General features: G+C 70.8%; 11 protein-coding genes. 4 read left to right on the forward strand and 7 right to left on the reverse strand.

Going from position 1 to position 11,244, the window contains the following annotated elements; all coding sequences use genetic code 11:
- Positions 1 to 366: 366 nt before the first annotated feature.
- From RWP81_RS09220 to RWP81_RS09245, 6 genes are all read right to left on the reverse strand, one after another.
- Positions 367 to 1,182, reverse strand: a complete 816-nt coding sequence (locus RWP81_RS09220) for an SseB family protein (RefSeq protein ID WP_314455196.1) — start codon at positions 1,180 to 1,182, stop codon at positions 367 to 369.
- Complete coding sequence (gene priA, locus RWP81_RS09225) at positions 1,166 to 1,912, reverse strand: bifunctional 1-(5-phosphoribosyl)-5-((5-phosphoribosylamino)methylideneamino)imidazole-4-carboxamide isomerase/phosphoribosylanthranilate isomerase PriA (RefSeq protein WP_055957780.1); 747 nt, start codon at positions 1,910 to 1,912, stop codon at positions 1,166 to 1,168. Before priA ends, RWP81_RS09220 begins: the two co-directional genes overlap by 17 nt.
- A 46-nt stretch (positions 1,913 to 1,958) precedes the next feature.
- Entirely contained in the window at positions 1,959 to 2,609 is a 651-nt protein-coding gene (gene hisH / locus RWP81_RS09230; RefSeq protein WP_314455200.1) for an imidazole glycerol phosphate synthase subunit HisH, read from the reverse strand.
- A complete protein-coding gene (gene hisB, locus RWP81_RS09235; protein ID WP_314455203.1) occupies positions 2,606 to 3,220 on the reverse strand; it encodes an imidazoleglycerol-phosphate dehydratase HisB in 615 nt (204 codons plus the stop codon). The genes hisH and hisB overlap by 4 nt, the downstream gene beginning before the upstream one ends.
- Positions 3,217 to 4,302: a histidinol-phosphate transaminase gene (locus tag RWP81_RS09240; RefSeq protein ID WP_399540573.1), complete on the reverse strand. Its 1,086-nt coding sequence runs from the start codon at positions 4,300 to 4,302 to the stop codon at positions 3,217 to 3,219. The genes hisB and RWP81_RS09240 overlap by 4 nt, the downstream gene beginning before the upstream one ends.
- A gap of 64 nt (positions 4,303 to 4,366) precedes the next feature.
- Positions 4,367 to 4,717: a LysM peptidoglycan-binding domain-containing protein gene (locus RWP81_RS09245; RefSeq protein ID WP_314455207.1), complete on the reverse strand. Its 351-nt coding sequence runs from the start codon at positions 4,715 to 4,717 to the stop codon at positions 4,367 to 4,369.
- 259 nt (positions 4,718 to 4,976) lie between these two features.
- Here RWP81_RS09245 and lexA point away from each other — a divergent pair, with 259 nt between their 5' ends.
- The 3 genes from lexA to RWP81_RS09260 all read left to right on the forward strand — a co-directional run bounded on the left by lexA (position 4,977) and on the right by RWP81_RS09260 (position 8,834).
- A complete protein-coding gene (gene lexA, locus RWP81_RS09250; protein ID WP_314455209.1) occupies positions 4,977 to 5,663 on the forward strand; it encodes a transcriptional repressor LexA in 687 nt (228 codons plus the stop codon).
- Positions 5,664 to 5,840: 177 nt separating this feature from the next.
- Positions 5,841 to 6,893: a hypothetical protein gene (locus tag RWP81_RS09255; RefSeq protein WP_314455213.1), complete on the forward strand. Its 1,053-nt coding sequence runs from the start codon at positions 5,841 to 5,843 to the stop codon at positions 6,891 to 6,893.
- Between the two features lie 48 nt (positions 6,894 to 6,941).
- The gene (locus tag RWP81_RS09260; RefSeq protein WP_314455216.1) at positions 6,942 to 8,834 is read left to right on the forward strand and encodes a prolyl oligopeptidase family serine peptidase; all 1,893 of its coding nucleotides are present in this window, start codon (positions 6,942 to 6,944) and stop codon (positions 8,832 to 8,834) included.
- A 169-nt stretch (positions 8,835 to 9,003) separates the two neighbouring features.
- Here RWP81_RS09260 and hflX read toward each other — a convergent pair whose 3' ends face one another.
- The gene (gene hflX, locus RWP81_RS09265) at positions 9,004 to 10,521 is read right to left on the reverse strand and encodes a GTPase HflX (RefSeq protein WP_055957801.1); all 1,518 of its coding nucleotides are present in this window, start codon (positions 10,519 to 10,521) and stop codon (positions 9,004 to 9,006) included.
- A gap of 99 nt (positions 10,522 to 10,620) precedes the next feature.
- On the opposite strand from hflX, the gene RWP81_RS09270 reads away from it, so the two are divergent.
- Positions 10,621 to 11,244: methyltransferase (locus RWP81_RS09270; RefSeq protein WP_314455220.1), on the forward strand; the 624-nt coding region annotated here is incomplete at its 3' end.

Raw genomic sequence — 11,244 nt, forward strand, 5'->3', positions numbered from 1 at the left:
GGTATGAGGCGTGGCCCCTACCCCGATTGCCCCGGGGAGGGGCCGTTCCTCCGCCCTCTCCCCGCCGCGCGCCGACTCCCCCGTGACACCCGGAGCAGTATGAGAGGTCGCCCATACCCCGATCGACTTGGGAAGGGGCACCCCCTGCGCCCTGTGCCGTAGGCCGACTCCGCCATGACACCCGTAGGGGTACGAGGCGTTGGCCCTCCCCCGATCGACGGACCCCCGGCATCCGGACGTCGACGCGCTCGAGAACAGGGGATGCCACCAGAACAGGACGCAGTGGCAGCCCGGCATCCTGTTCTCGAACGACCGCCTGTCGCGGCGCGATCGCGCATGCCTCTCCCGCGCAGCGCGGGGACGGGATCAGGCGCCGCTGCGGTGCAGCTTCACGGTGAGCGAATCGACGAGCACGGCGATGCGGTCATCGGAGGCCCACCGGCGGGCGATGCGCGCGAGCACGGCATCCAGCTCCTCTTGCTCCAGGCCCGACATCAGCTGCAGGTGCACGACGAGCTCCGGCCCGCGCAGACGACCCGCGGGGTCACCCGACTCCACGGCGAGGTCGAGCACCGCGAGTTCGCCCGAGATGCTCTGTTGAAGGCCCGTGAAGATGAGCGGCGAGGTGTGGGCGGGTTCCCATGACTCGCCCTGGGCGATCGCCCAGACGGCGGGGCGGCGGATGACGAACTCCGTCTCGGATCCCGGGTCGATCACGATGAGCTCGGTGTCCTCTGATGCGGCGGCCAGCGCCGTGCGTCGACCGTCGGCGGGAACGGGGCGCGCCGTGGGGTCCCAGGCCTGAAGTGCCGTGACGGAGGTGAAGACCGGGAGGACCTTGCGCCCGTCGGGGGCGGCGACGGTGACGATCGACAGCTCCTGCGTCTTGTCGACCTCGAGCCCGTGCGCGCCGATGCCGTGGTCGCCCTTCTCGGCGACGAGCGGGATCAGCAGGCGCGCCTCGCGGTAGGCGTCGATGACCGCACGCGCATCGCCCTCCGCCGCTCCGAACGCCAGGAGCGCCGAGAGCAGTGCCGGATCAGCCGACCCGTCATCGCCCGAGTGCGGATTGGGCGAGAAGCTGCGCCCCTCCCACGGGAGGCCCGCCGAGTCGGCGCCGGCGCCGTGTGGGCCGTGATCGTGCGACCCGTGGGCGTGCGGACCGTCAGTGTCCGGCGACATCCAGTGCCTCAGCGAGCGTGAACTGCCCCGCGTAGAGCGCCTTGCCGACGATGGCGCCCTCGACACCGAGGGGCACGAGGTCGCGCAGCGCCACGATGTCGTCGAGGCTCGACACGCCGCCGGAGGCGACGATCGGCTTCGGGGTGCGCTGGGTCATCTCACGCAGCAGTTCGATGTTGGGGCCGCGGAGCGTGCCGTCCTTGGTGACGTCGGTGACGACGTAGCGGCTGCAGCCGGCATCCTCGAGGCGATCGAGCACCGTCCACAAATCACCCCCGTCGCGCGTCCACCCTCGGGCCGCGAGGGTCGTGCCGCGCACGTCGAGACCGACGGCGATGGCCTCGCCGTAGCGGTTGATGACGTCGGCCGCCCACTCGGGGTTCTCGAGCGCCGCGGTGCCGAGGTTGATTCGGCTCGCTCCGCTCTCGAGCGCCGCCTCCAGCGTGCGGTCGTCGCGGATACCGCCCGACAGCTCCACCTGCACGCCCTTGACCTGCTTGATGACCTTGCGCATGACGTGCGCATTGCTGCCACGGCCGAACGCGGCGTCGAGGTCGACGAGGTGGATCCACTGCGCGCCCTGGCGGGCGAAGTCGGCGGCCGCGTCGACGGGGTCGCCGTAGCTGGTCTCGGTACCGGCCTCGCCCTGGGTCAAGCGGACGGCTTTGCCGTCAGCCACATCGACCGCCGGAAGCAGCACAAGTTCGGGCGTGGACGCGAAATCGTTCATGGCTCCTCGCACCCTTCGGCGCATCTCGCCGAGCCGGGGCACGAGGTCACACAGTAGTCGCGCGCAGCCCGTCGATCCAATTGGCGAGGAGGCGGATGCCGGCCTCGCCCGACTTCTCAGGGTGGAACTGGGTTGCCGCCAGCGGACCGTTCTCGACCGCCGCGATGAAGGGCGCACCGTAGGTGCACCATGTCACGGACGGCTGCGGGAACGGCGGCGTGACGTCGAGCTGCCACTCCTGCGCGGCGTACGAGTGCACGAAGTAGAACCGCTCGCGCTCGATGCCCTCGAAAAGGCGGGAATCCTCGCCCGCGGTGACGGTGTTCCAGCCCATGTGCGGCAACACGGGCGCCTTGAGCTCGGCGACGGTGCCCGGCCACTCCCCCAGCCCCGATGTGTCGGTGCCGCGCTCGATCCCGCGGTCGAACATGACCTGCATGCCGACGCAGATGCCCAGGACCGGTCGACCGCCGGCGAGGCGGCGGTCGATGATCTCGCCGCCGCGACTGGCGTTCAGCGAATCCATGACCGCGCGGAACGCGCCGACGCCGGGCACCAGGAGACCGTCGGCGTCGAGCAGCAGCGACCGGTCGGCGGTCAGGCGGGCGTCGGCACCGGCCTCGACGAGGGCCTTGACGGCGGAGTGGACGTTGCCCGACCCGTAGTCGAGAACCGCGACGACGGGCTTGGCCGTCACAGTGCACCCTTGGTGCTCGGGATGCCGTCGACGAGGGGATCGAGGGCCTTGGCCTGCCGGAAGGCGCGCGCGAGCGCCTTGTACTCCGCCTCGGCGATGTGGTGCGGGTCGCGTCCGCCGAGGACGCGCACGTGCACGGTGAGCCCCGCGTGGATCGAGATGGCCTCGAACGAGTGGCGCACGAGTGAGCCGGTGAAGTGGCCCCCGATGAGGTGGTGCTCGAAGCCGGCGGGCTCGCCGGTGTGCACGAGATACGGACGACCGCTGATGTCGACCACCGCCTGCGCCAGTGCCTCGTCGAGCGGCACGAGGGCGTCGCCGTAGCGCGCGATGCCGGACTTCTCGCCCAGTGCCTGCCGGATGGCCTGGCCGAGCACGATCGAGGTGTCTTCGACGGTGTGGTGGGCGTCGATGTGGGTGTCGCCGGTTGCGCGCACGCGCAGGTCGGTGAGCGAGTGCTTCGCGAACGCCGTGAGCATGTGGTCGAAGAACGGCACCGTCGTCTGGATGTCGCTCGCACCGCGTCCGTCGAGATCCAGCTCGAGCTCGATGCGCGACTCGCTCGTCTCTCGCGTGATCGAGGCGGTGCGGGGCGTGGCGGGGCCGGTCATGATCGGGATCCTATCGAGGCGAGGGCGTCGAGGAACGCGGTGGTCTCATCGGCCGTGCCGGCCGACACGCGCAGGTGGTGGGGAATGCCCACGTCACGGATCAGCACGCCGCGGTCGTACAGGGCCTTCCACGTCGCGGCCGGGTCGTCGACGCCTCCGAACAGTACGAAGTTCGCCCACGACTCGTGCGCCGTGTAGCCGAGGGCCGACACCGTCGCCGAAATGCGATCGCGCTGGGCGACGATCTCGTCGACCATGCCCAGCATCGTCTCGGCGTGGCCCAGCGCCGCGGTCGCCGCCGCCTGGGTCAACGCGCTCAGGTGGTAGGGCAGGCGCACCAGACGCAGGGCGTCCACGAAGGCAGGGTCGGCCGCGAGGTAGCCCACCCGCGCGCCGGCGAAGGCGAAGGCCTTGCTCATCGTGCGCGAGACGACCAGCCGCGGGCGCCCGGGAAGAAGCGCTACGGCGGACGGCTCGTCGCGCGGGGCGAACTCCTCGTACGCCTCGTCGACGATGACGACGCCGTCGGTCGCGTCGTAGACCGCCTCGATGACGTCGCGTCGGAGCGGCGTACCCGTGGGGTTGTTGGGGGCACACAGGAAGACGATGTCGGGACGCTGCTCACGGACCTGAGCGGCCGCGGACTCCGCCGTCAGGGAGAAGTCGTGCTCGCGGTGCCCGGCGATCCACCTCGCACCGGTCGCGCGCGTGAGGATCGGATACATCGAGTAGGTGGGCGCGAAGCCCATCGCGGTGCGACCGGGACCGCCGAACGCCTGAAGGATGTGCTGCAGCACCTCGTTCGAACCGTTGGCCGCCCAGATCTGTTCAGCACCCAGGCCGTGGCCCAGGTAGTGCGCGAACGCCTCGCGCAGCGCGGTGAACTCACGATCGGGATAGCGGTTCACATCGCGGAGGGCCCGGGCGACGGCATCCAGGATGTCGTCGGCGACCTCCGGCGGAACGGGATGCGTGTTCTCGTTCACGTTCAGCGCCACCGGGAGCGGCGCCTGCGGTGCTCCATACGGGGTCATCCCCCGCAGATCGTCGCGAAGAGGCAGGTCGTCGAGGCGTACGGTCACCCCACCCATCGTAGGCGGCGGGCGGCGCGGCGACTCACGCGGCATGGCCTGCGCGGAGCGGACGTCAGTTCGCGGGGGCGTACTCGGTGGGGATCGCGATGCGCTGACCGGCCGCCACCGAACCGCCGGACAGGGCGTTGAGACGGGAGATCTTGGCGACGACGTCGCGGGGATCGGCCGCGGGCGCCAGCTCTTCGGCGATCGACCACAGGGTGTCACCGCTCATGACCGTGACCTCGGAGAAGGAACCCGCGGGAGCCCCGGCGTCGTTCGAGGCCAACGCGGCACCGCCGCCGACGATCGCGGCGCCCAGAGCCACGACGAGCGGCAGCGACACCAGGAAGGTGACGACGCGGCGACCGCGCGGCGTGATGCGCAGGCGTGTGGTGGGGGCGGAGATGGCGATGCTGGTCATGGTGTGCTCCTCAGTGGGGAGAGATTCGCACCCCACCCTCGGCCGGGAGGGCGGGAGTGCGAATCTGTATTCCGAATCTATCTTCGATACTGCGAGGGTGTCAAGACGACGTGTGTCGGAGACGAATCGAACGCGACACGCGTGAGCTTCCGTGTGATTCGCCTCGTCGACCGGATACGGTTTCGACACGGAGACCTCATCACCAACCTCCGACATTCGAATTTCCGCCGCCCTTCCCGCGGCGCGAGGGGAGCATCAGATGACCGACGCGACGACCGCCGGCCGCGACCGACCGCAGACGCGTCGGCGCAAGAGTCTCAGCGACAAGCAGCTCGCGATCCTCGAGGTCATCCAGCGTTCGATCGCGCGGCACGGCTATCCGCCGAGCATGCGCGAGATCGGAGACGCGGTCGGCCTGAAGTCGCTGTCGAGCGTCACCCATCAGCTGAACCAGCTCGAACTCAGCGGCTACCTGCGCCGCGACCCGGGCAAGACCCGCGCCATGGAGGTGCTGATCGACCTTCCGGGCACCGCCGCCGAGAACCCGGCCGACACCGCACCCTCGGTGGGCGACGCCGCCCTCGTACCCCTGGTGGGCCGGATCGCGGCGGGCGTGCCCATCACCGCCGACCAGCAGGTCGAGGAGATCTTCCCCCTCCCCCGTCAGCTCGTCGGCAAGGGCGAGTTGTTCATGCTCAAGGTTTCGGGCGACTCGATGATCGACGCGGCGATCTGCGACGGCGACTGGGTCGTCGTGCGCTCGCAGGCGAACGCCGAGAACGGCGAGATCGTGGCCGCGATGCTCGACGGGGAGGCCACGGTGAAGACGTTCCGTCGTCGAGACGGGCACACCTGGCTCCTCCCCCGCAACAGCGCGTTCGAACCCATCCTCGGCGATCAGGCCGTCGTGCTGGGTCGCGTCGTGGCGGTGCTGCGTGCGATCTGACGCCGTCATACGGGCCCGCATCGTGGCGGTGCTGCGCGCGATCTGACGCCGTGATTCACGGGCGGCGACGCCGGACCAGAGTGTCGCTGTCGGGTGCACGGACGTTCTCCACAGCGCGAAACGGGGTGGACACGCGGCGCAGCTAGCATGACCGCACGCGCAGAGAAGGCGAGAGCCGTGTCATCCACGACCACCCCGGGCGACTCCCCGTCGACGGCCCCCACCCCCGTCGATCCCGACGTCACCTCCATTGCCGCCAGCGATCGCGCGGGTCGTCTCGCCGACACCGCCGGCGAGCACCTCGCCTACGCCGCCGAGCCGGTCACGAGGCCCACCGCGCGGCGCCGTCCGCGTCGGAGCACGGTCGTCTTCGGCGCCGCTCTCGCGGTGTCGATCGTCGCGGCGGGGGCCGGCTTGCTCTGGTTGTCGTCGCAGCTGTCGGAGTCCCGCTCGCAGATCGACGATCAACGGGATCAGATCGAGCAGCAGCAGCGCGAGATCGAGGAGCAGCGGGGCCTCATCGAACGCAAGGAGCAGTTCGGTGCCGCCATGACCGAGCTCTACTCGACGATCGATCCGCTGGTCGGCCTCCCCTACGCGACGCTCGTCCCGTGGACCGAGGTCGAGGCCTTCGCGGGGCGGGCGTGGGCTCACCGATGGACCGGGGTCGCACTGGATCGCGACATCGTCGACGTCGAGGCGTTCACGGCGGGCCTGGCCAACCGTCTGGCGGCCGCCCGAGAGCAGGCCGCCACGAACGCCTCGGGGAGTGCGTGGGAGGCCGCGCTCGATTCCCTCGGTGGCGGATGGGTGACGATGGGCTTCGACGAGACGAACAAACCGTGCGGTCTCGACGCCATGGCGTGCGTCTCGGGCTCGAGCCCCTTCCACGTCCACGTCAGCGCCGACACGCGCTCCGACGCGCAGTTGACGGACTGGATCCGCACCGGCGTCGCCTACCACGAGTACGCCCACGTGCTGCAGTTCACGAACCCCGAGGCCACGGCATCCGCTCTCACCGCGTTCTCCGGCGACATGGAGAGCATGGCGGACTGCTACGCCCTGACCTCCCTCGACGGGTGGTCGCTGGATCACGAGGTGCCCATCGACGACTTCTCGTACTGGAAGGTGAGCGTCGGGTACGGCTACACCTGCGATGACGCGCAACGACAGGTCATCCGCGACTGGGTGGGCGGCCTCGGCGTGCAGAAGCGACCCGTGGGGGCCTGAGAACCTCGCCCGTGCCGCGTGTCGGAGGTCGTCCGTAGGGTGGGAGCCATGGCAGACACCCTCCCCTACGGTTCCTGGCCCTCGCCGATCACCCCCGAGTCGGTGGCGCGGTCGAGCCCGCGCGTCGACGGTGCGCGCATGGTCGGCGACGAGGTCTGGTGGGGCGAGTCCGTCCCCGCCGAGGCCGGGCGGGTCGCCGTGAAGCGTCGCGGCGGCGACGGTTCCGTCGAGACCGTCCTCCCCGCTCCCGCCAACGCCCGCTCCGCGGTCCACGAGTACGGTGGCGGCGCGTGGACCGCGTCCGACGAGGGCGAGCTCTACTACGTCGAGAAGACCGACCAGCGGGTGTACGCCCTGCGGCCGGGGGGCGCGGCGCGAGCCCTCACCCCGTCCGACGACACGGTGCGCCACGGCGGTCTGCGGTTCGAGCACGGCACTCTCCTGGCCGTACGCGAGACGCACGGCGCCGAGCGCGTCCCCGCGCGGGCCATCGTACGCATCGCCACCGACGGTTCCGGCGCCGTCGACGTGCTCGCCGAGGGCAGCGACTTCCTCGCGCAGCCCGCCCTCAGCCCCGACGGCACCCGGCTCGCCTGGATCGCGTGGAACCACCCCGACATGCCCTGGGACGCCACGATCCTGCGCGTCGCCGACCTCGCATCCGGAGAGGTGCACGACCTCGCGGGTGGCGACGAACGCGCGCCCCTCCAGCCCGTGTGGCTCGCCGATGACGAACTGCTGTACGCCGACGATCCGGGCGGCCGGTGGAACCTGTTCCGCCGTCCCCTCGACGGCGATGCGCAGCCCGTCGCGCCGGCGGACGCCGACACCGGCGGCGGACTGTGGGTACTGGGCACGAGATGGTTCGGTGCGGCGGCCGACGGCCGCATCGTCGCCGTACGAACGGACGGCGCTGACGAGATCGTCGAGATCGCGCCGTCGGGCGTCCGGCCGCTCGATGTCCCCGTGGTGGCCGGTGCCGCCGTCGACGATGCGCGAGGCAATCGGGTGCTGATCTCGGGCGCCGACCCCGCGGGCCGCTCCGGCCTGTGGCTGGTCGACCTCGACTCCGGCGTCGTCGACCTCGTGACAGGGGGCTCCGGCTCCTGGGGCGACGAGTGGATGCCGTCGGCGCGCGCCCTCGAGACGGAGGGGCCGCACGGCCCGGTGCACGCCTTCGCCTACGCACCCACGCATCCCGACGTCACGGCGCCCGCGGACGAGCGTCCGCCCTACGTCGTGCTCGTGCACGGCGGCCCGACCTCCCATGTCGGCCCCGCGCCGTCCGCGAAGACGGCGTTCTTCACCAGTCGCGGCATCGGCGTGCTCGACGTCAACTACGGGGGCTCCACCGGATACGGGCGCGCCTACCGCGAGCGGCTGAAGGGCCAGTGGGGCGTGGTCGACGTCGATGACGTGGCCGCGGCGGCATCCGCCCTCGCCACGGCGGGTCTCGCCGATCCCGAACGTCTCGCCATCGCGGGCGGCTCCGCGGGCGGATGGACCGTACTCGCGGCCGTCACCCGCACCGATGTCTTCTTGGCGGGCATCTCCCGCTACGGCGTCGGCGACGCCCGCGCCCTGGCCGAAGACACCCACGACTTCGAGGCGCGCTACCTCGACGGTCTCATCGGACCGCTCCCCGAGGCACAACAGGTGTACATCGAGCGGTCGCCGCTCAGTCGTCCCGAGCGGTTCCGCGTGCCTCTGCTGATCCTGCAGGGCACCGAAGACCGGGTCGTGCCGCCGTCGCAGGCCGAGGCGATCCGCGACGCCCTCGCAGCGCACGGAGTCCCCCACGCCTATGTGCTGTACGAGGGCGAAGGCCACGGTTTCCGCCGCGCCGAGACGGTCATCGACTCGCTCCGCCGCGAACTCGGATTCCTGGGTGCGGTGTTCGGGTTCGAGACCCCTGAGATACCGACCCTCGAGCTCGACTGATCTCCTCGACCGCGCGAGAGCGGCCGGGTAAGGCGATCTCTCCGGGCTGTCCGGTCGTTCACCCCGGGCTGTCCGGAAGCTGATCGCGCGGGGACGCCGTCGTTCGGCAGCAGGACACGAACGCGAAGAACCCCGCCGAACACTCGTCGGCGGGGTTCTTCGTCGCGCATCAGGCCGCGAACGGCTCCAACTCCGCCGCGAGGCGGGCGCCCACGTGGGCGTGCAGGAACGTTCCGGTCTCGCGGTGCTCCTGCGCCAGGATCAGTCCGCTCTCATGGACGGCCGACACCAGGTCGCCGCGGTCGTACGGAACGACCGCCTGCACCTCGACCGCCGGCAACGGCAGCGCCTCTTCGATCGCGGCGCGCAGCTCCTCGATACCCTCACCGGTGCGCGAGGACACGAACTTCGCCTTCGGCGCGAGTCCGCGCAGCACGAGCCGGTCGTCATCCGTGACGAGGTCGGCCTTGTTGAAGACGACGATCTCCTGACCGAAGTTCGCATCGACGTCGCCCATCACATCGCGCACCGTCATCAGCTGCGCGGCCGGGTCGGGGTGCGAGGCGTCGACGACGTGCAGGATGACGTCGGCGTCGCCGACCTCCTCCAGGGTCGAGCGGAAGGCCTCGACCAGCTGGTGCGGAAGGTTGCGTACGAAGCCCACCGTGTCGGTCAGCGTGTAGACGCGACCGTCGCTCGTCTCCGAACGCCGGACCGTGGCATCCAGGGTCGCGAACAGGGCGTTCTCGACCAGCACACCGGCACTGGTGAGCCGGTTCAGCAGACTCGACTTCCCGGCGTTGGTGTAACCGGCGATCGCGACCGAGGGGATGGTGTGGCGCTTGCGCTCGGCGCGCTTCGCCTCGCGGGCGGGCGCGAAGTCGCGCAGCTGCTTGCGCAGCAGGGCCATCTTCGTGCGGATGCGGCGACGATCGAGCTCGATCTTGGTCTCACCGGGGCCGCGCGAGCCCATACCCGCACCGCCCGCACCGACCTGCCCACCGGCCTGACGCGACATCGAGTCGCCCCAGCCGCGTAGGCGCGGAAGGAGGTACTCGAGCTGGGCGAGCTCGACCTGGGCCTTACCCTCGCGACTCTTGGCGTGCTGGCTGAAGATGTCGAGGATGACCGTGGTGCGGTCGATCACCTTCACCTTCACCACGTCTTCGAGCGCACGACGCTGGCTGGGAGCCAGTTCGGTGTCGGCGATGACGGTGTCGGCACCGACGGCGGCGACGATGTCGCGCAGCTCCGCCGCCTTACCCCGACCGACGTAGGTCGCGGGATCCGGATGCGGGCGGCGCTGAAGCACGCCGTCGAGCACGACGGCACCGGCCGTCTCGGCCAGCGCCGACAGCTCGCGCAGCGAGTTCTCGGCGTCCGCCTGCTCGCCCTGCGGGTGCACGCCGACGAGGACGACGTTCTCGAGGCGCAACTGGCGGTACTCGACCTCGGTGACGTCTTCGAGCTCGGTGGAGAGTCCGGCGACGCGGCGGAGCGCGGCGCGCTCCTCGCGGTCCCACTGGTCGCCGTCGGCGTCGCCGCCGTAGGCGGTGGTGGCATCCTGGAGCGCCTGCGCTGCACCGAAGACCCGGACCCCGCGGTGCGCTTCGGCGCGCGAGAGCACGCGGTCCACCGGGTCGACCGGCGACGCGTCGATGCTCGGGGGTGTGGTCTGTTCGGTCATGTGTTCCTTTCGGCCGCGGGCAGGCCACGGCGGTGATCTCGGTGTTCTGGCACTTTATCCGCCCCGACGCCCGAGAGGCCGGTCGGATATCCTGGCGTGATGGGGAGCGAGCACTACTTCAGCGCGTCGCCGTCGAGTCCCGAGCAGCTCCGTCGCATCCGCGTGACCCTCGCCGGTCGAGAGCTCGAGGTTGTCACGGCGGGCGGCGTCTTCAGTCCCGATCACGTGGATGCCGGCACCTCGGTGCTGCTCGCCAACACCCCGCCCCCTCCCGCCGGCGGGCACTTCCTCGACCTGGGGTGCGGGTGGGGTCCGATCTCGCTGTCGCTGGCGCTCGCCTCACCGCACGCGACCGTGTGGGCGGTCGACGTCAACGAGCGTGCTCTCGATCTCGTGAGGCGCAACGCACAGTCCCTCGGCGTCACCAACATCAACGCGGTGCGCCCCGAAGATGTTCCCGACGAGGTCTCGTTCCGCTCCATCCGCTCGAACCCGCCGATCCGCGTGGGCAAGAACGAGTTGCACGGCATGCTGCAGAAGTGGATCCCCCGCATGTCGGAGCATTCGGACGGGTGGTTCGTCGTGCAGCGCAACCTGGGTTCGGACTCCCTGCAGCGCTGGCTCGCCGCGACCTTCGTCGACGGCTACAGCGTGCAGCGGGCGGCGACCGGCCGCGGGTTCCGCGTGATCCGGGTACGCCGCCACGGCTCGCCGCCGAGCGAG

Origin of the sequence: uncultured Microbacterium sp., from assembly GCF_963521695.1 — a bacterium.
In the GTDB taxonomy this organism is placed as follows: domain Bacteria; phylum Actinomycetota; class Actinomycetes; order Actinomycetales; family Microbacteriaceae; genus Microbacterium.

Bases quoted from the DNA above. Each gene is read 5' to 3' on its own strand.
- RWP81_RS09220 (WP_314455196.1), bottom strand. From the start codon at position 1,182: ATGTCGCCGGACACTGACGGTCCGCACGCCCACGGGTCGCACGATCAC.
- hisB (WP_314455203.1), bottom strand. From the start codon at position 3,220: ATGACCGGCCCCGCCACGCCCCGCACCGCCTCGATCACGCGAGAGACG.
- RWP81_RS09260 (WP_314455216.1), top strand. From the start codon at position 6,942: ATGGCAGACACCCTCCCCTACGGTTCCTGGCCCTCGCCGATCACCCCC.
- RWP81_RS09245 (WP_314455207.1), bottom strand. From the start codon at position 4,717: ATGACCAGCATCGCCATCTCCGCCCCCACCACACGCCTGCGCATCACG.
- priA (WP_055957780.1), bottom strand. From the start codon at position 1,912: ATGAACGATTTCGCGTCCACGCCCGAACTTGTGCTGCTTCCGGCGGTC.
- hflX (WP_055957801.1), bottom strand. From the start codon at position 10,521: ATGACCGAACAGACCACACCCCCGAGCATCGACGCGTCGCCGGTCGAC.
- lexA (WP_314455209.1), top strand. From the start codon at position 4,977: ATGACCGACGCGACGACCGCCGGCCGCGACCGACCGCAGACGCGTCGG.